The organism is Parageobacillus toebii NBRC 107807 (assembly GCF_003688615.2).
In the GTDB taxonomy this organism is placed as follows: Bacteria; Bacillota; Bacilli; order Bacillales; family Anoxybacillaceae; genus Parageobacillus_B; species Parageobacillus_B toebii.
Genome location: NZ_CP049703.1, coordinates 643,222 through 664,338 on the forward strand (window position 1 = coordinate 643,222; position 21,117 = coordinate 664,338).

26 protein-coding genes are annotated in these 21,117 nt (G+C 34.9%); 7 read left to right on the top strand and 19 right to left on the bottom strand.

Going from position 1 to position 21,117, the window contains the following annotated elements:
- Positions 1-37 precede the first annotated feature (37 nt).
- The gene (locus DER53_RS03340; protein ID WP_121910017.1) at positions 38-1,228 is read left to right on the top strand and encodes an ISL3 family transposase; all 1,191 of its coding nucleotides are present in this window, start codon (positions 38-40) and stop codon (positions 1,226-1,228) included.
- Positions 1,229-1,546: 318 nt separating this feature from the next.
- On the opposite strand, the gene DER53_RS03345 is transcribed toward DER53_RS03340, so the two are convergent.
- The 8 genes from DER53_RS03345 to DER53_RS03385 all read right to left on the bottom strand — a co-directional run bounded on the left by DER53_RS03345 (position 1,547) and on the right by DER53_RS03385 (position 6,705).
- Positions 1,547-1,933 (bottom strand): type II toxin-antitoxin system PemK/MazF family toxin, encoded by a 387-nt coding sequence (locus tag DER53_RS03345; protein ID WP_062755465.1) that lies wholly within the window; start codon positions 1,931-1,933, stop codon positions 1,547-1,549.
- Entirely contained in the window at positions 1,933-2,241 is a 309-nt protein-coding gene (locus DER53_RS03350) for an AbrB/MazE/SpoVT family DNA-binding domain-containing protein (RefSeq protein ID WP_062755467.1), read from the bottom strand. The genes DER53_RS03345 and DER53_RS03350 overlap by 1 nt, the downstream gene beginning before the upstream one ends.
- A 662-nt stretch (positions 2,242-2,903) precedes the next feature.
- Positions 2,904-3,080 carry a hypothetical protein gene (locus tag DER53_RS03355; RefSeq protein ID WP_156482448.1) on the bottom strand — a complete coding sequence of 59 codons (177 nt, stop codon included), beginning with the start codon at positions 3,078-3,080 and terminating at the stop codon, positions 2,904-2,906.
- 375 nt (positions 3,081-3,455) lie between these two features.
- A complete protein-coding gene (locus tag DER53_RS17265) occupies positions 3,456-3,626 on the bottom strand; it encodes a helix-turn-helix transcriptional regulator (protein ID WP_244319630.1) in 171 nt (56 codons plus the stop codon).
- Positions 3,627-4,074: 448 nt separating this feature from the next.
- A complete protein-coding gene (locus tag DER53_RS03370; RefSeq protein ID WP_062755470.1) occupies positions 4,075-4,971 on the bottom strand; it encodes a hypothetical protein in 897 nt (298 codons plus the stop codon).
- Positions 4,968-5,762, bottom strand: coding sequence for an ImmA/IrrE family metallo-endopeptidase (locus DER53_RS03375; RefSeq protein WP_050367864.1), 795 nt, complete (start codon positions 5,760-5,762; stop codon positions 4,968-4,970). Before DER53_RS03375 ends, DER53_RS03370 begins: the two co-directional genes overlap by 4 nt.
- Positions 5,746-6,159 (bottom strand): hypothetical protein, encoded by a 414-nt coding sequence (locus DER53_RS03380; protein ID WP_062755473.1) that lies wholly within the window; start codon positions 6,157-6,159, stop codon positions 5,746-5,748. Before DER53_RS03380 ends, DER53_RS03375 begins: the two co-directional genes overlap by 17 nt.
- A 375-nt stretch (positions 6,160-6,534) precedes the next feature.
- Positions 6,535-6,705 carry a tyrosine-type recombinase/integrase gene (locus DER53_RS03385; protein ID WP_244319631.1) on the bottom strand — a complete coding sequence of 57 codons (171 nt, stop codon included), beginning with the start codon at positions 6,703-6,705 and terminating at the stop codon, positions 6,535-6,537.
- Positions 6,706-6,898: 193 nt separating this feature from the next.
- On the opposite strand from DER53_RS03385, the gene DER53_RS03390 reads away from it, so the two are divergent.
- Positions 6,899-7,876, top strand: coding sequence for a copper amine oxidase N-terminal domain-containing protein (locus DER53_RS03390; RefSeq protein WP_082805436.1), 978 nt, complete (start codon positions 6,899-6,901; stop codon positions 7,874-7,876).
- 496 nt (positions 7,877-8,372) lie between these two features.
- Here DER53_RS03390 and DER53_RS03395 read toward each other — a convergent pair whose 3' ends face one another.
- The 8 genes from DER53_RS03395 to DER53_RS03425 form a co-directional block, all read right to left on the bottom strand.
- Positions 8,373-8,666: a hypothetical protein gene (locus DER53_RS03395; protein WP_062755478.1), complete on the bottom strand. Its 294-nt coding sequence runs from the start codon at positions 8,664-8,666 to the stop codon at positions 8,373-8,375.
- 12 nt (positions 8,667-8,678) lie between these two features.
- The gene (locus DER53_RS03400; protein ID WP_062755479.1) at positions 8,679-9,122 is read right to left on the bottom strand and encodes an LAGLIDADG family homing endonuclease; all 444 of its coding nucleotides are present in this window, start codon (positions 9,120-9,122) and stop codon (positions 8,679-8,681) included.
- 139 nt (positions 9,123-9,261) lie between these two features.
- Entirely contained in the window at positions 9,262-9,591 is a 330-nt protein-coding gene (locus DER53_RS03405) for a hypothetical protein (RefSeq protein ID WP_062755481.1), read from the bottom strand.
- Positions 9,592-9,817: 226 nt separating this feature from the next.
- Positions 9,818-10,231 (bottom strand): tyrosine-type recombinase/integrase, encoded by a 414-nt coding sequence (locus DER53_RS17270; RefSeq protein WP_341874542.1) that lies wholly within the window; start codon positions 10,229-10,231, stop codon positions 9,818-9,820.
- A gap of 20 nt (positions 10,232-10,251) precedes the next feature.
- On the bottom strand, positions 10,252-10,725 hold the full coding sequence (locus tag DER53_RS17275) for a tyrosine-type recombinase/integrase (RefSeq protein ID WP_244319632.1): 474 nt from the start codon (positions 10,723-10,725) through the stop codon (positions 10,252-10,254).
- Between the two features lie 241 nt (positions 10,726-10,966).
- Positions 10,967-11,725 carry a hypothetical protein gene (locus DER53_RS03415; protein WP_062755483.1) on the bottom strand — a complete coding sequence of 253 codons (759 nt, stop codon included), beginning with the start codon at positions 11,723-11,725 and terminating at the stop codon, positions 10,967-10,969.
- A gap of 32 nt (positions 11,726-11,757) precedes the next feature.
- A complete protein-coding gene (locus tag DER53_RS03420) occupies positions 11,758-12,618 on the bottom strand; it encodes a tyrosine-type recombinase/integrase (protein WP_167317819.1) in 861 nt (286 codons plus the stop codon).
- A 332-nt stretch (positions 12,619-12,950) separates the two neighbouring features.
- Positions 12,951-13,163: a helix-turn-helix domain-containing protein gene (locus DER53_RS03425; RefSeq protein WP_062755487.1), complete on the bottom strand. Its 213-nt coding sequence runs from the start codon at positions 13,161-13,163 to the stop codon at positions 12,951-12,953.
- 105 nt (positions 13,164-13,268) lie between these two features.
- On the opposite strand from DER53_RS03425, the gene DER53_RS03430 reads away from it, so the two are divergent.
- Complete coding sequence (locus DER53_RS03430) at positions 13,269-13,661, top strand: helix-turn-helix domain-containing protein (protein ID WP_062755488.1); 393 nt, start codon at positions 13,269-13,271, stop codon at positions 13,659-13,661.
- A gap of 292 nt (positions 13,662-13,953) precedes the next feature.
- Here the strand turns inward: DER53_RS03430 and DER53_RS03435 are convergent, their stop codons facing one another.
- A complete protein-coding gene (locus tag DER53_RS03435) occupies positions 13,954-14,415 on the bottom strand; it encodes a hypothetical protein (protein ID WP_062755490.1) in 462 nt (153 codons plus the stop codon).
- A gap of 489 nt (positions 14,416-14,904) precedes the next feature.
- Here DER53_RS03435 and DER53_RS03440 point away from each other — a divergent pair, with 489 nt between their 5' ends.
- The 4 genes from DER53_RS03440 (at position 14,905) to DER53_RS03455 (ending at position 18,850) form a co-directional block, all read left to right on the top strand.
- On the top strand, positions 14,905-16,134 hold the full coding sequence (locus tag DER53_RS03440; protein WP_062755492.1) for a replication-relaxation family protein: 1,230 nt from the start codon (positions 14,905-14,907) through the stop codon (positions 16,132-16,134).
- 514 nt (positions 16,135-16,648) lie between these two features.
- Positions 16,649-18,130, top strand: a complete 1,482-nt coding sequence (locus DER53_RS03445) for a YfjI family protein (protein WP_121910018.1) — start codon at positions 16,649-16,651, stop codon at positions 18,128-18,130.
- Positions 18,131-18,161: 31 nt separating this feature from the next.
- Entirely contained in the window at positions 18,162-18,434 is a 273-nt protein-coding gene (locus DER53_RS03450) for a hypothetical protein (RefSeq protein WP_121910019.1), read from the top strand.
- A complete protein-coding gene (locus DER53_RS03455; protein ID WP_062755499.1) occupies positions 18,431-18,850 on the top strand; it encodes a hypothetical protein in 420 nt (139 codons plus the stop codon). The genes DER53_RS03450 and DER53_RS03455 overlap by 4 nt, the downstream gene beginning before the upstream one ends.
- A gap of 1,432 nt (positions 18,851-20,282) precedes the next feature.
- Here the strand turns inward: DER53_RS03455 and DER53_RS03460 are convergent.
- Entirely contained in the window at positions 20,283-20,516 is a 234-nt protein-coding gene (locus DER53_RS03460; protein ID WP_062755503.1) for a hypothetical protein, read from the bottom strand.
- 192 nt (positions 20,517-20,708) lie between these two features.
- On the bottom strand, positions 20,709-20,948 hold the full coding sequence (locus DER53_RS03465) for a hypothetical protein (protein WP_062755505.1): 240 nt from the start codon (positions 20,946-20,948) through the stop codon (positions 20,709-20,711).
- Positions 20,949-21,117: the final 169 nt, after the last annotated feature.

A 21,117-nucleotide genomic window follows, 5' to 3' on the forward strand; every position in this document is an offset into this window, starting at 1 on the left:
TGTTAGCGGTGAAATAAACATTAGGGAGGTCTCGTAAGTGCTTTCTATATCACTAGGATTGCCAGAATTTAAAGTGATTAAACAAGAACTTCTTTCCTATGGTTATGCGATTCATGTAGAGAAAACAGAGACACAGGAACGTTGCCCTCATTGTGGGTTTGCCACTTCCTCTGTCCACGACAGACGGACAAGAAAAGTACGGGATTTGGCGATTTTCCATCAACCGGTGTACTTGTTCGTAAAGGTAAAGCGCTATCGGTGCTGGAATTGTTCCCAAGTGTTTTCCGCCTCTTTGGAATCGATTCCACCCAATCAACACTACACCAATCGATTTTGTGAGTACTTGTATGAACTTTGCGAAGGCTCCACCATTCAAGAGGTTAGCCGAAAGCACCGCATCCCATATACAACATTGGAACGCATTTATTACTCCATCGCATCGAAAAAAGCAAAAGAGCGTCAAACAGCGATAGAAGCATCTTCTCAAGAAGGAATGGTGCTTAGTTTAGATGAAATCGCGGTAAAAAAGGGACATCAGTATGAAACCGTATTGATGGATGCCAGAGCCGGATCGGTCATGGGAATGCATGCCGATCGCCAATGTGACTCCGCCATCAACTTGTTGAGCCAAAATATCCTGTCGAAAGAAATGGTCCAAACGGTGATTCTTGACATGTGGGAACCTTATCATAAGGCGGTTCGCTCCCTGTTTCCATCTGCTTCGATTGTCATCGATAAGTACCATGTGGTTCAAAAAGTGACACAAGCCTTGGATCAAGCAAGAAAGGAATTTTCTCCATGGAAAAAGGCTCGATATCTTCTCTTAAAAGGCTGTGAAAAGCTTCGTAAGGACCAACGGCTTCGATTAGACGATATCTTGGAGGAGTATCCGGCACTTTCCATTGCTTATTATCTGAAAGAGTTGTTTCGGGATTTTTACCGAACCGATGGATATAATGAAGCAAAGGAACGCTTGGAAGAATGGATTAAGTTAGCCAAACAGAGCCCTTTTGCTTCTTTTCAGGAAGCAGCCAACACGCTTGAAAGGTGGAAGGAGCCTATTCTTTCCTACTTTTTGTGCCCATATACGAATACCCGAATCGAGGGGACGAATCACAAGATCAAAAACATCAAACGCCGGGCATATGGCTATCGAAATCTAGAACGGTTTCGTTTGCGTGTATTTCTGGAGTGTACAGGGAACACTACAGGTAGTCAGGCTGCTTAAGCGCTCCCTTCTTCCGCTATCGGTATGATAGTTGGTAGAATGGAACCCGTCAAGGAAAGCACTTGACTGTTTCCATTCTACCAACTTCGTGGTCTGTATGCGGAAGAAGGATCCTGACTGATGAACCTATTTCATCCAGCTAACATGTATCTAGGATTGAGTAGAAATCACAGAAAATGGTGAAGACCCTAAAATAAAAACGATCAACTTACTAATTTCAGTTTTTCGACACCTGCCCAACTAAAATTAGCTTCTCAAAAATTATCAAGAAACTTTAAAGTACAAAAAATAACCCTTTCTGAAAGAGAAAGGATTATGTCAAGTCAGATATGTTTCTATTTTCGCTAGGCATTCATCAATGATTTTATCTATTTCTTCAATTTGTGCATCTTCTGGATTATACTTCTTTAAAATTTTTAGATTACGAGTTTTCCAATCCAATGATTTAATTTGATCAGTTAAAACTACCCCTGTTATTGGATAGCCATCGCCAGCAAGGGATATTCCTTCTTTTGGCAAATCCACTTCGAAGGGATAACCCTTCTTTTGATTGGTAATCGGACAAACAGCTATAAATCCTGTTGCTTGATTGAATTCTTTAGGCGATAAAACAATAGCATTCCTTCTCCCAGCCTGCTCATGACCAGCTTGCGGATTGAAGTTTAAAACAACGAAATCGCCTCTCTCTGGTACGTCTGCTGGCATTAAATCAATTCACGCCCTTCTATCCCAAAATCAATTTCCTCGTGTCGATTTTCAGGTGTAATCTGTGATATTAGTTCTTCCAATGTGTATTTCTTCCGTGTTCTTTTTGGCTTTAATGTGATGATACCTTCATTTCCAATCACGTTTAATTCCATCTCGGAACCTTGTTTGATCCCTATTTTATCAGCAGCATCTTTTGGGATACGAATGCCCAAACTGTTTCCCCATTTTTGAACAACAACTGTAGACATGTAGTCCCCTCCTTTACTTTGGTTTATTTTGCTTTCTAAATGTTCCTTTGAGTTCATTATGTCACCTCCAACCCAAAATGTATATACATAGTATATACATTCTTCCAAAAAATGATACCCCTGATTTTTCGACCAACAAATATTCTCGTTGCAAAGGCGATCATTTGAATCGATTAATTAAAAATTGCTTTTTTCAGACTCAAAAGCATATATCAACAAGTATAGTTACAAACGTTGAACTGCGAAATGATGTATAAAGCTTTGCCATAACAAAAAAGGTAGGACCTTCAAGGAGAATCTAAAGCATCTATAGCTGAGGAATAGTTTGAGTAGTGTAACCGTCAAGTAAGTTTAGAATCTTCCATTTTTATTCTTAAAGCCACTATTTTTAGCTATATTTTCGCCCTCTACTAGACATAATCAGCATGATTCCACCAGCCGGGTATTTGATTTCACAAACTACACCATATACTTATTCCTTTCTGAAAAAAAGAAAATGGCTCTTACGTTCTTTTGGTGAAAAATTGAGGTAATTGAGAATGCAAATAAAAAGACTTATTTGCACACTCATTTTCTCAATGAACCTCTTCCGATCATCAAGATTGCGTCAGAGCCACTTTTATTTTGCAATAAACATCTGTGAGCATTCATGCCATTCACCTTAGCAAAACTCTTTGCATTTTAGAAATCAGAAAGTGATTTCTCGAATAATAATTGTTTCAAGTTATCGATGGTTCAGAAAAATTTTCACTCAACGTTCTTTTTACATTGCTCCTCCAAGAATTAAAGGAGTTATAAACATCTTGCTTTTGCTCATAGAGGCTTATAAGTTTTTCGAGATCATTTACGTTTAATTCTTTTATAACTATATCCGGCTCTTTTTGAATCATCGACATATACAAATCCCCCTTCACGATCAATAAATACCCCATCTTAAAAAGAACAGGAACAGGGGATCTAGAATGAATATTTGATTATCTTTCCATTCAAAGACTTGATAAATAGGCTCACTAGAAAACATGATATCATGCAATTTTTGAAGAGAATCTCTAATCTTGTTCTTCTCGATTTTTTCCTTTGAATTAATTACTAGCAGCTGATCGATTCTCTCTTTCATTTCGTCCACTGACAGGCTAACAACAGGTGGATTTTGAGCAATTGCTTTTAATAAAATATGATAAATATCCGCTTTTTCTCCATTTTTTAATTGATATTTTTTTCTTTAATATAAGCGTATGAATGATGCGCTAAACTTGAACATGCAGTTATGGTTATGATCCTGTCTGACCCTGTCTACTCGTACCGTCAATGATAAAAGGAGTATTCAGTGCCTGCGAAATTTTAAAAAGTGTCCCTACTCTAGGACTCGTAAGCCCTGCTTCAATCCTTCCAATTGTGGATTTTGGAACTCCAATACGATCTGCAAGTTCCTGTTGAGACATATTCAGCTGCTTCCGTCTTGTTTTGATCTGTGCAGCTATCGTTCCTTCTAATTGAAGTTTTTGAACATGCAGCTCACCTCGACTGCATATTTCTTAAAAAAATCACTCATTCTTTTTTCCTCCCAGTTGATTAATAAAGGCAAGGATCAAAAGCGCAATAACTTTCATATGCTGATTCGGCAGGCTCAATATCCTCTCGTCTTATCGCTCCGTTATACTGCACTGCTTGTCGAAATAATGAAGCAGTATGACTTTTGAATTTTGAACCAGTATTACAGTTGCAAACTTATCCGCTTGTCCTCCCGAATGGTCACTTGAACATCTTTATCTTTAGTTATGATGTCGTTTATTTCTTAATGAAGAAACCTCATTTACCTGTGTTAAAGCCAATGATAAAATGAATCCGACTCTAAAATTCATTTTAAAGATTTCATGATTGACAACAGAATTAAAAGAAAATCTCTATTTTCCTCTCTTCTATCCATTTGGCGAAATTTGCATTTTTAATTTCTGTATGGAATGACTGTCCATCTAACGAATAAATGACCTTCCTTGACTCGTTTCGACCGCTACTCTGCACAAAAGCATAGATTTCTTCTGAGCTTAATTCCGTATTCTTAATGGATAATTGTAGAATACAGTCATAAGACAGCAGGATGTATTGCTCTTTAAACATCAAAAAATCATCGACACCTAATATTCGAAATAAACTTTCGTTATTTACAAAAGTATTATACATCGTATATACACCTTTGCCGTCATCACTACATATATAGGCAGGACCATAGTACTGATGAACAAGCAATAATGAGAAAAAACAAATAAAGCGCTCTCCTGCATTATTTCCGTTATGTAAAATGATTTGTCTCAATTTCGGAAGATCCGAAAAAGAGGATAATTCACATCGTTCCAGATTATTAATAATATCTCTATTTACTCTGAAAGCTTCCAAAGCTAGTTGTTTCATCGCATCAAATATGTATTGCTTTTTCGTCATTCCTTTTTCTAATAATTGATAAATGGTTTCCATCGATATAATGTATAGCTGTTTCTTCGCCGATAATTGTTTGAAAAGCTCAAAGTAATAATCATTATACCGTTCCTTTGTGGGTATATTCCTAAAAGACTCTTCTAACACTACATCAGGAATAAGAAAAATCGGAGACTGATGAAACGCCTGCAGCAAAAGCGGCAAATTTGATATTTGTTTTCTTAATTTCGTTAAAATCATATTATCTAACATATAAAATGTTTGGTGTTCGTTTAGTGACTGGTACAATTGCTCCGTATTATCTGAAATAAACGGACGAACAGATTCTAAAACAGGAGAATCGAGGACCTTCATCCTTTAGTCCCCCTTTGATCATGCACTGACGCCAACACTTGTTCATATAGCTTATCATAAGATTTTTTAATCGATTGAAGATCCTCCTCATACATCAACCCTTTTGCTTTTTCATACAATTCATCAAACCCGCTGATGTTTATTGTATAACTAGGCTCGAAAAATGATTTGTCTATATCATGAGGAATACGATTTCTATAATCATAGTCCAATGCATTTTTCGCTTCGTTAATCGTGATCAATTCGTTTTGAGCAAGTTTAACAACTAACGCTTTATACGGGATCTGGAAGATACTGATTAATCGCATAATTTTTTCTGGGAGAGATTGTTTCGTATGAGCAGTTTCTAAAAATTGAAAGCTTCTTTCTAACACAAAGTCATTAATTAAAAATTCGGAAGCGAAGAGATTAGGAAGCCGCTCTTTTTCATCATAAATATGATCAATCATGATAAAATTTTGGTCAGGGTTCTTAATTTTATCTCTGTCAAAAAAGAAATGATAAAACTCGTGCGCCCACATGAAATTTTCATATATTCTCGGCTGTGCGGTATTAATATGGACATAATAATCACCGTTATAGTAATACACAAGCCCACCATAGTCAGCATTTTGAATCGGAAACTGCAATACATTTGCATGCTCGTAAAGATAGGTTTTTATAAAATCAAGCGGCTTTACATGAGCAAGAGGATCTCCGAGGGAGTAAATACGGTCCATTGCCTTTTTAATTTTCGGCAAATGTGTTTTGTTATGCTCTAGAATCATTTCAAGATTATCTTTTGTAATCAATGGACTGCCCCCTTGGATTTTCCGAATTTGTGACTGATTTTAAAACATCGATCAGTTCAACAAATTCGCTAAAAAGATGCATACCCTTTTTTAATTCTTCGTCCACTGTACCGTGAAACGAAAGTGCCACATAATTCATAAATGAATCAGATCGGCTACGGCCAAACGTTTTTTCTTTGAATTCCATATCTGCCTTGTAAAAAAAGAACGGATCTTTAATGCGGAATAGCTTATTGATCTTTGCAACATACTCCTCCACATTTCCTTCGCCTTTTAAGAAATTATAATAAGCTGTCTTCTTAATACCAGTGCGTTCCATCACCCATGAATGTTTAATACCTTTACTTTCTATATATTTTTTGACATTCTGACCTACAATTTTGTTTGTATTTACCATACGCTTCACCTCTACAATAAATTATAAATAAGAATGTATTGATTTTCTATATATTTTCCTCAAAAAACGGAATATATGATTATTTTATGCAAAAAATTATTAAAAAGTTCTTGATCAAACTTATTTTTTCCTTAAAAAGAGGAATGTATTGCTATATGTTGCCCCCCTTCCCTTATAACTTTTTAGCTAAGAGGTCAGGGGGTTCTTCCTAATTGCACAAAAATAAAAAATCGTTATCTTCATTAGCTTTTCGAGTATTCTAAAACTAAAATAACTTCTTCTTTATATTCCTTTTTTCAAATTTTTGTATCACAAACTTCATCAGCAACTTTTTCATAAAAATAATCAAGTACAACACGTTTTTTACTCATCGAATTACATTCTCCTTAACGCCTGCATCTGGTCTTCTCGTGATGTGTCTACATAAATAGCGGTTGTTTGTATACTTTCATGCCGAGCAAGACGTCTAATAATTTCAATGGGCGTTCCAGTATTGGCTAAATTTTTGCAAAAGCTGTGACGGAAGCGGCGGAGGATAATGAGCACTTGATTGCAGTCATTTAAGCAGCGGGTGATGTTATCAACTGCTTAGAATTTATAGGATTGCTTGACATATACCTTTCAATGGTGTTGTTGATAAAGTTTTTCATTTGCAGCGCTAAATAAAGCTTTCAATACTTTTGTCAAATATATTCGGAAGGAAAAATATTAATTTTTAATAGGTAAATACGTTATAATTATGAAAGAAAAAGGAAATATAGAATGGAGGAAGATGATGAAGAAACTGTTCTTGTCTATTATGTTGTTATTTTCATTCACTGTTTCTGCATTTGCTCAAACTACATCTCCTTCCTTTATCTTAAAAGTAAATAATGTTCAGGTGAACGCAAAAGAAGGGGCACCGTTCGCATCGAATGGAACCACCTATGTCCCTGTCAATGCGATTGTCCAAAAAATGGGGGATAAGGTAACATGGATAAAGTCCCAAAAGAAATCCGTCATTCAAAAGAAAAATAAAACGGTGATAAGCATTAAGGCGAATCAGACCATTGCGGTGTTCAATGGAAAAGTGGTTCCGCTAGTGATAAAGAAGGTAAAAGGAAAAAACGTTAACGCCAATATCAAAGCACTGTATAAAAATAATGTACTTTATGTTCCTGTACAGTTCGTTTCGGCTTCCCAAGGATTTGGTTATCCTGTGAAAATCGCGAAGGAAGGTAGCAAGACAGTTATCTATGTGGGAAAAATCCCTGCAGCCTCCAAACCTTCTAAACCTAATACAAACACTCAGCCTTCTGGCAAAAAGTATCCTGACGGTTGGGTAGCACCTGTGTTGAAATCTTCTTGGACTCCTGACAAAGAGAAAAACCGTCAAATCCTTGAGAAAGAGCTTGGATTTGAAAAGGGAATTTATTATCACATTTCAGGACAACCTTTTGCAATTACGATTGATAACAATTGGAGTAATTGTGAAGTTATGATTGCATTTAGCATGTGGAGAGACGAAGCAATTCCACAATCCTATAGAATACCTATTGTTTCTAAAGAGTTGTTTAAATTCTATTTTGAAAAAGATGCAGATAAGGTATGGAACTACTTTAACAGTGGTCACATTCCAGACCGATTTACTGCAAATGGTAGAACGGTAAAAGCAGAAAATAATCCTGTGGATGGTAGACTTTATCTGGAAGTTGGATATAAAAATAAACCTTTCTAAACCAAAAAAGCTAGAAGAGATTCTCTTCTTAGCTTCAGCTTGTCGACTTTGTCGACAAGCTGAAAGAACATTTAATTGTTTAAATGCCCTTTTTTTATTGGATATTCGGATTATATGGCGAAATATCCTTTCTATTCATTATCTTCAAAATATAAAATAATAGTTTGTTGCGCTTTTCCAACGTATTATGCATTAATCGATGTCTTCTATTAGCGAAACTAAAATGCTTAATCCTTTTTCACCATAACCCCACATTTTATCCCAAATACATGATGTATACCTCTGGTAATACAAATAACTTTTCTTCTAAAGGCTTAATCGGTGCATTAACTTGCATTACAACCACGTGCAAATGTTACAAGATGGACGTTTACTATTCTTGCTGTATCATTGAAATATCTGAATTTCATTTGTTAAACTTCACCGTATGTGCTAATTCACATTTAGGGAAAAGCAAATGATGTACATTTTCCACTACCTAATCCGAAGAGACTTTTTATTTAATGTTTTTTTGTGAAATGATTATCTCTATTGTTTTTTCTTGTAGTCCAAATTGTTGGCTTATTTCAGCTATACTTATATTATTCTCAAATAATTTAATAATCTTCTGGGCAACTAGTGATTCCCTCTTTCTTCGATCAATATTATTTCTTTTTAAAATACGATAAACTTCAGTTGAACTTATTCCTAGTTCATTACCAATTCTTGTCCCACCTATTTTATGCATTACATACATTTGTATGACTTTTTTCTCTAGTATTGATTTTTCCAATTTCCTATGCCGTTTCATACTTATTTCTCCTTATTTGTACACTTCTGAAAGTTTTTTTCGTTTATCTACTTTAAAAAGCTGGCTTCCATCACTATATAAGATATTTTCGAGTGATTTTAAATTATTTTTACCTCGAACATAAACCCTAAATAACCATGTTTCATTTGGCTTCTCAAGATTTAATATTGGATGAAGATCGAAGTTTTGGAGAATATCATATAAAGATAGTGCAAAGGATTCGCTAGCAGTAACAATACCCGCCTCTCTTTTTGAAAAGTGACCATCTCCATCAAAATTCCCTCTCAACATCGAAGGTACAAGTTCTTCTGGTATTGGCGGAAATTCTAAAGTTTTAGATTTATTAGGGTGAAGCTTGAACTTTTCAATTAACGATTTAACCATTTTCTTACTTCTAACAATTAATACTGATGTATTATTTGCACCCTTATATATGATATCTGAATTCGCTCCCATTTCCCTTGCTATCTTTTCTAATAATTCATAATCTTTTTGGATTATGGAGAAACCTAAAAGATCTTTATGTATCGTTCCATCTGTTTGGATTAGACCAACAATATAAATGACATTTGGACTTATTCTGTCAAAAAACTGCTCATCTATAAATATGTTTTCTAGGTTGTTCTCTTATGGAAACGCCTTTCTCTCTTAAAATACGCAACACTGAATCACCAGATATATTAAATTTTTTGCCAATCTTAACCGCAGATACTGTGGGGGAGCTATTGTACAAATCGACTATATTATTTATTTCTTCATTTGAAAGGTTTATTTTAGGATTTCTATCTGGGGTAACCCCATTTTTTTTAAGAATCCTATATATTGAGCTTTTGTCTCTGTATTTAGACTTTCTAACAATTTCTTCTATAGGCATTCCGGCCTTATAAAAGTTGATAATTTCTTCATTAGTTAAAAACTCCTTCATAGCCTGCACCTTCCCTAGACTATTATTCTTTATATTCATTATTATCCAAGTAATTGCTTTGTTATACGTCTACTTATTAAACTAAAATAATAAGAGCCGTGCTATTAATCGCCACACGACTCTTACCATATTAGTTATTCTGTTAATTATTACATTTACTGATAATTTTATTAACGAAAAACAAATACTTTTTAACATCTTACGTACACTTAAGACTTGTACAATATTACATTCTTCTCAACGCCTCCACTTGTTCCTTCTGTGAAGAATCAACATAAATAGCGGTTGTTTGTATACTTTCATGCCGAGCAAGCCGTCTAATAATTTCGATGGGCGTTCCAGCACTGGCTAGGTTTTTGCAAAAACTATGACGGAAGCGGTGCGGGGTAATGTTCTCCATGTTGGCTAAATCCGCGTATTTCGTTAGCATTTTTTGAATGGCCCGCTCTGTTAGAAACTTGGATCTTTCCGATACGAATAAACGTTGAGATTCCTTATGAATGCTCTTCTCAAGTCTTTGACGGTATTTTAACCACTTTCTCAGGTTTCTTGAATACTTTTGAACGAGCAAAACAGAGGCATATTTATTTCCCTTCCCTTGACGAACAGTAATTTCAATATCATTTCCTTTGGTTTGAATATCACTTAATTCTAAGGATGCTACTCTTCGTTAACCCGCAAACCTGCATAAAGCATTAGATCGATGATCGCAAGGTTACGGAGGCGTTTAAACTCATTTTTTTCTAATTCAACATAGCTTATAAACCGTTCTTGTTCTTCTTTAGTTAACCATTTTGTTTGGCTGGAACTTTGAGCATACTCGATTTTTTCCATTTTGATTCGATTCATTGGGTTATCTTTTATCAGGCCGGTCTCAGTTAAGTATGAAAAAAATACCTTTAATGCAGCAATATATTTGTTGATGGTTGCCGGCTTTCGTTTGCATTGATGCTTCAAGTAGCTTATGTATTCTTTGATATCGATTGGACGAGTTTCTTCTATTGTAATATTCCCTTCCCGCTGTTCATACCATTTGAGAAAATGGATTACCGTCGTGCGATACGAAGAGATTGTTTTTTTATCTTTTGCTTCTTCATATAAGTAATGAACAAATGAATCAACAAACTGTTGCATGGCACACCCCATAGAAAATGTTTTTAAAAAGGCTCCGTTATTGTTCACTGTTGACTTAAAATGTACATTAATCAACATTATTCTTTAGCAGTGTTTTGAAAAAAATTATGCGAACAATTTTAATTAAACCTTTAAATAATTCTGCGAACAATTATAAACTGATTAGAATACTATTCGGCGCAGAATGGTAATTCTGCGAACAAAAATTATATAGGTTCTAGGAGGAAAAGCCTCCTAGAACTTATTTGCCGAGCAAGGCCTCGACTTCATGTTTATATCCGTATTTATACAGAAAATCAATGATAGCTGTTTCAAAAATTTGGCGTTGCGTAATGTTCTTATCATAACTAAAATCTTCAATTAACTGAGCTAGCAGATGGCTGATTTGTACTGACTTAGTTTTAGCAATTCCCGGAACAAGATAGCGCGGAATCTTATCTATAATCGGTGATTCCGTTATATTCAGCTGTTCTTGCAAGGCTTTAACTATATTTAATAATTGATCACTTACAGCTGTTTGTTGTTTTGTATGGTTTGACTCTTTGGCGTCTTCTTGCAAGGAAGAAGAGTCTTTTTTGGATTCTACAGTATTTTCAAGCCCTTTTTTCGGAATATAGTTCTCTTCTTCCCGGCTCCATTCATAACCCTTATTTTTCATATATTCTGCTAACTTTTTATGATCACTAAATCCAAATTCCGAGGCAACTGTTTTTGGATCTTTTCCCTCGCTAAAAGCTTGAATGATTTTTGATACTTTACCTGAATGAAAAACTTCTGAATTGATTTTCTTTTTATTAATCCGTGTTGCAGCTGGCTTATAGTTCTTCTCTTCTGCATCCCAAACAAAATTTCGGCGGCGCATATACATATCTAATGAACGATAATCACTATGATTAAATTCTTTCGCTAATTCATCTCTTGTTTTTCCTTCTGCAAGACTTCTTATAATGAAATTCACTCTATCGTCGTAAATCGGTATTTTTTCTGATACTACACTCATGTTAGATCCTCCCGTAAAGTTTATTAATCGCGTTAAAGCTTATTAACTGCTGCTTGTAATTCATCCTCATTTAGTTGAAGGTAAACCATAGTTGTTTTAACCGATGCATGTCCTAGTAGCTTTGAAATGGTAAAAATATTTACACCTTTCCGTAATAGGTTAGTAGCAAAACTTCTACGTAAAGTATGACAAGTTACAGTTTTATTCCACCCCAGCTTATGCACAGCCTTACGAAGTTCATAATTAACGAATCCCGGTGATAATCTACCTGTTTTTTTAGTTGCTAATACATATTCGGAATCAACGGGACCACGAACGTTAGCTAAATAATCTTCTAAATATGGTTTTAATGCATTTGCAATTGGAATATATCGTTGCTTTTTACCCTTGCCGTTGGCTAAAATGCGATTCCGTTCAAAATCTATATCTTCTAAACGTAAATTATGGGCTTCTTGGATACGCAACCCTGTATATGCGAGCAAAATCACTGCAAATTCAATAATTGGATGCTCAATAGCTTCGAATAATTGTTGAATTTCTTCTGGCATTAGCGCTACTTTCTTTTCTTGCAAGACACTTACACTTTCGATTTCGGATGCTACATTATAGTCAACCCATTTTTTCTTTACAGCATAGTTTAAAAAAGAACGGACGCTGAACAAATATCGATTTCGGCTTCTCGGCTTTAAACCAATTTCCTTTAGATATAACATATACTTTTCGATATGTTCCATCTCAATGTCATCCAAATAAACTGGTCCGTTATTCAAATCCTCTAAAAACCGATTCAATTTGCGTAAGTCCTTCATATATCCTTTGACCGTCTCTTTACTCTTTTCTCGAAAAATCAAATATTCTTTAAACCGTTCTTGTGCTTCTGTAAATAACATCATTTTCCCCCTCATTACATTACTTTAAATCTTAGCTTCATTGCCTTTATTACAAGACGCTTATTTTCATCATCTAAATAATCAATATCGTTTAAATCAAGCTTTCCTCGGTCAGAATATAGATGAAGAGCTAACTGTAAAATGAACTTTTCGCTTCGAGACAAAGGCTTTGATAATTTCTTTAATTTTTCTTCTTCAATAATTCCTTCGTAAATATCAATGTAATCATCTGTTAAATATCTTTGCAGTTTGCTATGATTACTAAATAGAGAGAGATTACTGTATCCATATTAAGAATCATATGTGGCATTGTACTCATTTCTTATGCCTCCAAATTAAATTTGGACTGTAAAAATGTCGTCGAAATCTAATTCGAGGTGTTCTGTAATCTTTTTAGCGACAGCTGGGCTTGGATTTTTCTTTTGATTAATGATTTGATGTAAATATGCTTCACTAATGCCAATTTTTTTAGAAAATTGCCGTTGTGAAAACCCCTTGCGAATTAATGTAATTTGAAATTGTTCTGCATCTTTAAATACAATTTTCATACTAGATATCTCCTTTATTAACATTTTGTTATAAAATATTAACTATTTGTTATTATATCTTTGTTTAATTAAATCTGCAATAAAAGTAATAGGTTGGTGATTTTTTTGGATCCAAAAGAATTTGGTCACTACTTACGCACTTTACGAAAAGCTAAGCGACTAACAATTGATGATTTGGCTGCTGAATTAGGTGTCAGCAATGCCTATATATCTCAAATTGAAACCGGAAAAAGGGGAATCCCATCTCCCGAGTTACTTAAACAATTTCATTTGGCACTTGACGTTGCTTATGAACATCTCATGGAAAAAGCCGGTTATGTGGAGTTATCTTCACCTCCCTCTCAGGACTTAATGAGTTTGTTTAAAGATAATCAAACCCTTTACTACAAAGGAATTAGGCTGACTCCTAAGCAGCATCAGCTATTAAAAGATATCCTTGAAGAGTTTATCTCCTCTTCCAGAGAAACAAAAAAGGAAAACCCCCAAAAAGAGGATTAATAGAATGTGCAGCAACACATAGATCACCGATCTATTCTATTAAATCTCTCATGGGGTTTTCCCTTGTTTGAACAGCTATATTTAATTGATTTATCTCGATTACATTACTCATTTTACCATTGATTTTTCTCTTTTTAACCTTTATCGAAAACTTTTTTATGTTTTATTAACTTTTTTAAAATTGCCTTTTATTTAACTATTAGTTAAAAAATATTCACTTTATGTTATAAATTGTATACCGACCTGCAACTTACAACAAACAAAAGTTTGCTATAATTTCATTCACTTTTGGTTATTTTTTAAACTTTTCTATAATCGGCTCATATTTTTTGAGGAATTCATAAATAGCTAAAGAATAAATCTTTCCCGACGGTAATGAAACTTGCTTAATAAATGTCTTCATGCGATCAACAAGGGCCTTATTTGTTTTAAACGAATTTGTCACATCAAAATTTTCAAATGGCAGTTGGAGCAATGCCGAAAACAGATCCGGATGTTCCTTCAAATCAATTGGATCCTTTTCGTCATTCGCCAAATATTGTTTTCTCCTTGATGGATAGCTGATCTCTTTATCAAGTGGTTCAGACCCATCGGCTCCAGCATAATACCATTTATCAGTTTCTCTATTGTATTTATAGCCCAAACGCAATAATCGTTGACGTAATGTCCCCTTTGAAAAACCTTCATTTACACTTAATTGATAAATATCCATACCTTCATTGTTGACCAATTGAATGAGTTCTTTTACTTTCATGTCGTCCTCCTTTATCATAATTTATTAGTTTTTATCAAAGTCTTAAATAGTATACTTTCGTAATTTTCTCTTTTTAATGGGATTACTGAAAAAACTTTTCATGGACCTCTGTTTTTTCCTTATATACATTTATCTTCTACTTAAACAGTCTTATTTTAATCATAGTTCTTCCGCATATATCGTTCGAATATAGAGAATAAGAGGTTAAGATGATTTATAGAAAAGGAAACTTGATGTAGGTTTATATGATTTTGCTAGAAATTTTCCCTCAAAAACTCTGTCACAAGATGAATCAATAGATGATTAATTTGATGAATGGTTCACATTCATTCACTCGCAAATTCACACATTACTCTACCCTTCAATCCCTTTAGTAGAGCGGAATGATTTGATTCAAAGTGACAGAGGAACTCCAGCAAAAGAACTAGCACTTAATTCTTTTTTTCATGGTTTATAACTTTAATAAAATAAAAGGAGGACGCTATCATTATGAGGAAAAGTACGTTATCTAACCGTGACAAAGACATTATTCGCACTTTATATCGATATCGTGGAATGACAGCTTGGCAACTAGCTCAAAAAGTTCATAATACCTATACCCCTAAGAACTCTCAAAAATCAATGATTCATAATTATTTAAAACGATTAAAAGAACAAAAACTGGTCACATCAAAGAAATTAGAAGATGATGCTGGTTTGGGTTCAATTTATTTTTTAACACCAAGTGGATTTAATATAGCTAAGGATTTACTTAATATTGAAATCGGTCAAGTTGGAGATGGATATTTATTTGCGGATGACTTTGAATCAGAAGGATATCATACACATGCCGATCTTGAATATAGCATCTATAAACCTCCTTTAGAACAAATCGGACATCATCTATTATTAATCGATACGTTAATCAAATTAGACTTTCTAGATAAAGAGAATCTAATTGACTACCGCTTGTCGATGTACGCAACAAGAGAGTATCAATCTGACAAAGGAAATGGCAAACTTCGGCCTGATGCAGAAATGCTTATTGATAGCAGTCGGAGTTATTTTATTGAGATAGACAAAGGAACGGAAGGTTACCAGCAACTATATGGAAAATTCATCAACTACAAGCACTACTTTTCTCAACTAAATAAAGAGGAATTACCTGATGCAATTTTATTTATCACGGATGAAAAAAGACAACTCTATGGAATAAAACGGAGATGGACAACGATTTTAACTGCCTTTCTTAATGCGATGGGTTCCTTTTCAGCAAGAGTAAACTTAATTTTTGCGCCTATAAATATGTTAGAGGAAACCATATCACTTGAAATGAAACGTCCATATTATCATAAACTTGTTGAGGAAAGGATTCGTACGTTCTTTATAAATAAAGGCTACTCATCAGTTAAATTTTTTAAATTTAACTCGATGCTGTCCTTCGCAGTTGCAATAAAAGGAAACAAATATCAATTAATATTTACTAGATTAGCCAATGAATTTGAATCCCTAGCGTTCGGTGGCTTTTTCCTATTTTCTAAAAAGATGCATATAATTGATGCAGAAATACAAAAAAACAAACTGCAGCGTTTAGGTTTGGAGCAAGTCATTTTATATCATGATCGGAAACCTTATTTACCTTCCGCTTTTCCAAAAGAAAAGTGGACAGGCGATCAACAAAAATATATGGAGATATTATTTAACCATCTCACTTATCTACCATTAAAGAACATCAGTTGATTCTGGTGTTCTTTTTTCTTTTTAAAGTTTATAAATTACTACCAAAGTAATATGAAGTTTAATGAAATAAACGGCTGAAAAAAATCCGCTTTCACCTTCCCGAATCTCACTAAAGGCTTTCTTGTCTTTAAAGATTCCGCTCATTTATTAGCTTTTATTTGTTTCCTTAAAAAAATTTTCACCTTTTTATAACTTTTTTATAAAACCCTCTTAAAATATAAAAATTCAAAGATACAATGATTTACGCATTAAATCATTTACCATTTAATGGAATGTTCTTTAGGGAACTTAGGGCCATTTAGGGATTTGGCTTTCCCTAAAGGAAAGGCTAGAGGTTTAACCATTTCGGATACTTTAGGGGTATTAGGGGAAAGAAATTCATTCACTAATCTCTCTGCCCATATAAAAAAAGTTAATTTTTGACTAAAAAAAGTTCTTAAAAGTATTCGAATGGCAAAAAACCTCTGCTAACATATTTAAAATCCAAAAACAGAAAGGAAGGGTAATCAACAAAATGAACAATGAAACAAATTATTTACCAATACACCGAACAAAAGAGGAAATCGAAGAAATGAGAAAAAATAGAAAAATGACAGATGTAGGAGTTGGAGAAGAATTGTTTAAAGAGATTGTTGACGCCTTAAATAAAAAACAATCTGTTGATAATGATGAATTAGAATGGGAAACGCCTGTGCCATTTAGCACCTATGATCTTCCAAAGTTTGATAGTCAAGTATTTTCGCCAACGATAAAAGATATGGTTGAATCCGTTGCCAAATTCACACAAACACCCGTTGACTTACCGGCAATTATCGCTTTTGGTGTATTATCAACTGTACTGAGCAAGAAATTTTTTGTCGAACCAAAAAAAGGCTGGAAGGAACCATTAAACACCTATACAACCGTATTAATGGAATCTTCCAACCGTAAATCGGCCGCCTATAACGCAATGACAGAACCAATATATTTTTATGAAAAGGACCTAATAAGTGAAATGAAACCAAAAATAAAGAAGAGATTAGCTGAACGCGGCGCCATTAAGAAACGAATCGAAAAACTCCAAAATGATTATGCCAAAACTAGTGATCCTGCGATCAGAGAAGAGATTAAAGAGGTTGTAGAAGAACTCGAAGCATTGCCTGAGTTATATGAACCAACACTACTTTTAGATAATTCTACGGAAGAAAAAATTGCTACAAGATTACAAGAAAACAATGAGAAAATCGCAATAATGTCGTCTGAAGGAGATTTATTTGAAAGAATGAAAGTAAAAGGAAGTGACCAAGAAAAGCTTGATATATATTTAAAGGGTTACAGCGGAGATCATCTTCGTGTAGACAGAGTTACTCGGAATACAGAAAGACTAGAAGAACCGTTAATAACCATTTGTATATCGGCTCAGCCTACGGTTATACAAAATATGCCACGAAAACTGAACGATCGGGGATTGATTCCACGCTTCCTTTTTTCGATTCCAGATGATTTCGTGGGTTACCGTGATGTTCTAAATGCTTTTCCAATCCCGGAAAGAATTCGCAACAAGTATATTTCACTCATTAAAAAAATGTTGAATTTCTCAACCAATCAGCCGATTGCACTTCATCTCGAACATGAAGCGGAAAAACTACTTTCGACATTTCAAATGGAAGTAGAAGTAAATTTCCGGGAAGGTGGAATCTTACACGATCAATTGAAAGCGTGGGGTGGTAAATTAGTCGGCCAATTAATTCGAATCACTGGTCTTCTTCATGTTACAAAGTATGCCGAAACGGCAAGTTGTATAGAAGACATCCCCACAGTGATTGACAAAGAAACATTAACAAAAGCCCTCCAATTAAAAGAGTATTTTATAGCCCATGCGGAGAAAGCTTTTGGCATTATGAAACAAAATGAATTGCTTGTTGATGCACAATTTATTTTAGGAAAACTATTGGCTGAACAAAAATTAGTAATCAGTAAACAAGCACTTTGGCAAAAGACAAAAAAAACGATTTGAGGTTGCTGAACAATTAAACAATACTTTAAACATGCTGGAATCCCGTTTTTATATTCAACGTGTTTTCGGTGGTAAATCGGGCCGAAAAGAAATGATCTATGTGAACCCTTTATTATTTGAATCCATGAATGCCGACCCTAATACCCCTAACACGTGGCTGACCCTTGAAAATAAAGAGAAAAAAGAAGGGGAATTGCAAAACCTAAAGGTTCCTAATTCCCCTAAAACAAATACTGAAAATAATCAACCTGAAAATAATAATACTTTAAAATCTCAAAAAAATGAAGTGGTGAAGAAACTTTGACGATTACAGAGTTTCTACATCACCTCGATACACATAACATCGACATCTGGGTTCAGGACAGCGAAATATTCATCCGCATGGATACGAATATTCCGCTTCCTGATATGAATAAAGAGAAAAAAGCGTTAAAAATGCGCTTATTAAACAATCAATTTGCTAAACAGCGAGGATGGCTCGTCGGCAATTTTGGGGAGATTTATTGCTACCAATATAGCGACAGCGGCTATATTTTCATCGAACGCAACCCAGACGAATCCGTAAATATATATCGTTGTAAATTCGATTTATACGGAAAACCAACCAATATAAAAGGGTATCACGACGGAATTTCTTTCTCTGAAGCTTACCAGAAAGCAAAAGCCTTTCTTGATTGGTTTTATGCTAAAAATCCTAAGTTAAAAAGAGGAACTTATTAATGTTCATGTCTAGGACAACTTCCTAGGCATGAACACCCCACTAACGAATACACAAACTGGAGGATGATTCAAATGAATACAACAGCGAACACCGAAAAAAACATATGCTCAATTTGTCATGAGAATGGTTCCTCATCCAACAATTACGGATCAATTGTCTTACTCAGTTTGATCATCAGAATATTGTACTTTTTAATCATATGGAAAGCCATACCTATGCAAAAAATGATATTGAACCTGAAGGAAATTCTTTCCCTACGAAGAGACCATTTTACTGCCGGGATTTGTACATTTCACTTTAAAGAATATATTGAACAAATAATTTGTTTATGTCATGGATTATTTAAGTTGTTTTGATGATTATTATCTTCTTGACTTTGATGACTCACAAGATACGGAATTCTTTTATTGGGATATCAGTAATGATACCGTTATTCCCTATATTGTTGGAATGACACCCGATCGATTTAAGAAATTCTTTCAAACAATCTACGGTGACTATAAAATATTTGTTCATATATATGGAATTTATATACTGCAATGTTCTGCACTTTTTTCTTGTAAAAAACAATGGCAACGAAAATGCGTATCGATTCATCGTGGCCATTCGGTTTTCCCTATCCTGATCCCCCTGTGTTTTTACTCATTTTTTCCTTTTCGTTCCCTATATGCGTTACCACGTCGATCACTTCAGAACAGAATGGTTTGGCGCTATGGCTGCTTGTTGATCCCTAATCGAGACTAACAAAAGAGACGAATCATCGTGATAAATGAACGTAACGATGAGGGGTTTCCAAATGTTGAACACAAGAGGGAGAATAGCGCCTGCTGATCTGCAGAAAAGAACATGCGGGATGATGAAATGCGATGCCTTGTTTACAAATGGTCGTGCCGACGGAAAAAATGGATCCATAGCTAACAAAGGGCAGGGGGAGGGATTTGCGAATTCGGACAAAATGGTGTTGATGGAACCTATCGATTCATAAGGTTAACTGGGTATAGAATAACCTACCCAGTTAACCCTATGAACAACTTCATCCCCCTTCTCTTTCCACAACCGCGTCAAATCACGGTTTTTTATAAACAAAATCCCCCTTCCAAGACGAGAATTAGGATCTTACAGCTCCAAATTCGCTCCTGATTTTAGAATGACCCCAACGTTTTATCAGAAGTGTTTCACATTGTAAACTTATGAAGATATTCATCGACAAATGGATGAAATTTTTACGGAGTGTTTCGACGGTTGGTCACTCTTCTTATATTGGAACGATCATCAAACTCCCATCCCTTTCATTCATAGACGCAAAGGAATTCTTTGAAAAATGGATCATGTATAGGTATCTATTGCTCGTAATGATGATCAGAAACAAAAAAAATGACGCCTGTCAGAATCCCAACAGGTGTCAGCTTCTTTTTATGTTTTTATGTTTCATTAAAACCGAATCAATATTTTCATTTCCCCGCCGCCGCTGCGAATGAACCGATTCTGTTCATTAAAGGTTAAGGGACCATTCACCTTAAAAACAAATAATCCATCACGGACTTCCATTTGTTCTTCATAACGTGTTTCGGCAATCGCCATGGCTTCCTCTAATGACAAAGCATCCACAACATCGAGTAATTCATCGCGTTCTTTTGTTCGAAGAACGACATAATACTGATTCATACACTATCCCTCCAGAAACATTGTTAATAAATAAAAAAACACCGGCAAGAATGTGAACGACTGCTTTCGTCCTACATCCCCGTCGATGATTTTTAACCATCCCATCCATCTGACCACAAAGGTCTTGTATGAAATTCGTTTGTAAGAGAAAAAGTAGACAAAAATCGATCCTACATGATTATTCTAACTTGCCTATTGCCCCCTTTTTAACCCTTCACTTCGAACTTCTTCCTGTAAAATGACAAGTCCACTTAACTTTTTTTGATTCGTTGAGCGGATTTTGTCCGTTATGGTGAAGATTTCCCCTATAATCAATAGCGGCCGCGTCGTCCGCTCCATCCCTCCGTCATCGATGATTTGGACATATCCCTCTTCCCTTTCGCTTTTATTTTTTGTCTGACATAAAATATCCATAAGCATAGGCTTGACCATTGGCCAGCCTCATCCACCCTCAGTCATTACCGCCTCCCTTTTTCACGATATGGTTGAACATCATCACTTGAAAAGAGATTTGGAGGCTTTGAGTATCGGCTTTACACCCCATGTCCTACGATATGAAAGAGGCCATTTTACGAATTTATTTCTCCCCGTTTCCTTCGCC

Coding starts and splice junctions, on each gene's coding strand:
- DER53_RS17265 (WP_244319630.1), bottom strand. CDS start 3,626: ATGTCTCAACAGGAACTTGCAGATCGTATTGGAGTTCCAAAATCCACA.
- DER53_RS03345 (WP_062755465.1), bottom strand. CDS start 1,933: ATGCCAGCAGACGTACCAGAGAGAGGCGATTTCGTTGTTTTAAACTTC.
- DER53_RS03400 (WP_062755479.1), bottom strand. CDS start 9,122: ATGGGAGCGAATTCAGATATCATATATAAGGGTGCAAATAATACATCA.
- DER53_RS17275 (WP_244319632.1), bottom strand. CDS start 10,725: ATGCAACAGTTTGTTGATTCATTTGTTCATTACTTATATGAAGAAGCA.
- DER53_RS03370 (WP_062755470.1), bottom strand. CDS start 4,971: ATGAAGGTCCTCGATTCTCCTGTTTTAGAATCTGTTCGTCCGTTTATT.
- DER53_RS03395 (WP_062755478.1), bottom strand. CDS start 8,666: ATGAAACGGCATAGGAAATTGGAAAAATCAATACTAGAGAAAAAAGTC.
- DER53_RS03420 (WP_167317819.1), bottom strand. CDS start 12,618: ATGATGTTATTTACAGAAGCACAAGAACGGTTTAAAGAATATTTGATT.
- DER53_RS03355 (WP_156482448.1), bottom strand. CDS start 3,080: ATGTCGATGATTCAAAAAGAGCCGGATATAGTTATAAAAGAATTAAAC.
- DER53_RS03460 (WP_062755503.1), bottom strand. CDS start 20,516: ATGAATCAGTATTATGTCGTTCTTCGAACAAAAGAACGCGATGAATTA.
- DER53_RS03380 (WP_062755473.1), bottom strand. CDS start 6,159: ATGGTAAATACAAACAAAATTGTAGGTCAGAATGTCAAAAAATATATA.
- DER53_RS03450 (WP_121910019.1), top strand. CDS start 18,162: ATGCTGGAATCCCGTTTTTATATTCAACGTGTTTTCGGTGGTAAATCG.
- DER53_RS03440 (WP_062755492.1), top strand. CDS start 14,905: ATGAGGAAAAGTACGTTATCTAACCGTGACAAAGACATTATTCGCACT.
- DER53_RS03405 (WP_062755481.1), bottom strand. CDS start 9,591: ATGAAGGAGTTTTTAACTAATGAAGAAATTATCAACTTTTATAAGGCC.
- DER53_RS03350 (WP_062755467.1), bottom strand. CDS start 2,241: ATGAACTCAAAGGAACATTTAGAAAGCAAAATAAACCAAAGTAAAGGA.
- DER53_RS03415 (WP_062755483.1), bottom strand. CDS start 11,725: ATGAGTGTAGTATCAGAAAAAATACCGATTTACGACGATAGAGTGAAT.
- DER53_RS03445 (WP_121910018.1), top strand. CDS start 16,649: ATGAACAATGAAACAAATTATTTACCAATACACCGAACAAAAGAGGAA.
- DER53_RS03425 (WP_062755487.1), bottom strand. CDS start 13,163: ATGAAAATTGTATTTAAAGATGCAGAACAATTTCAAATTACATTAATT.
- DER53_RS03435 (WP_062755490.1), bottom strand. CDS start 14,415: ATGAAAGTAAAAGAACTCATTCAATTGGTCAACAATGAAGGTATGGAT.
- DER53_RS03390 (WP_082805436.1), top strand. CDS start 6,899: ATGAAAGAAAAAGGAAATATAGAATGGAGGAAGATGATGAAGAAACTG.
- DER53_RS03465 (WP_062755505.1), bottom strand. CDS start 20,948: ATGGTCAAGCCTATGCTTATGGATATTTTATGTCAGACAAAAAATAAA.